The organism is Mesorhizobium sp. M2A.F.Ca.ET.037.01.1.1 (assembly GCF_003998075.1).
GTDB lineage: Bacteria > Pseudomonadota > Alphaproteobacteria > Rhizobiales > Rhizobiaceae > Mesorhizobium.
In genome coordinates this window covers 1-382 of record NZ_RZSA01001880.1, presented here as the reverse complement: position 1 = coordinate 382, position 382 = coordinate 1, and the positions used below count along the sequence as shown (strand labels likewise).

The window sequence follows — 382 nt, the reverse complement described above, 5'->3', positions numbered from 1 at the left end:
CCCGAAATGGTCCGCTGCCTCGTCCTGCGACAGCGAGACCACCGGCACGTTGAGGCCGGCGCCGATCACTTCCGCGATCTCGCGCATCGGGATGCCTTCCTCGGCAACGGCGTTGTAGCGCACGCCGGCTTCCTGCTTGTCGAGCGCCAGGCGGTAGAGCTTGGCGACATCGAGCACATGCGCCGCCGACCACCGGTTGCGGCCTTCGCCGAGATAGGCCGACACGCCCTTGGCGCGCGTCTGGGCGATCAGTGGCGTGATCAGGCCCTGCTTCACCGTGTCATGCACCTGCGGCAAGCGCACCACCGACACCTTGACGCCCTTCTCGGCCATCGCCGCGCCGGTAAGCTCCGACAGGATGCGCGGATTGGGATGGTCGGTG

At 67.8% G+C, this 382-nt stretch carries 1 protein-coding gene; it reads right to left on the bottom strand.

From position 1 onward, the window contains the following. Nucleotides 1-382, bottom strand: a 382-nt coding sequence (locus EOA27_RS40280) for an NAD-dependent epimerase/dehydratase family protein (RefSeq protein WP_348639893.1), incomplete at both ends; no start/stop codon positions are given.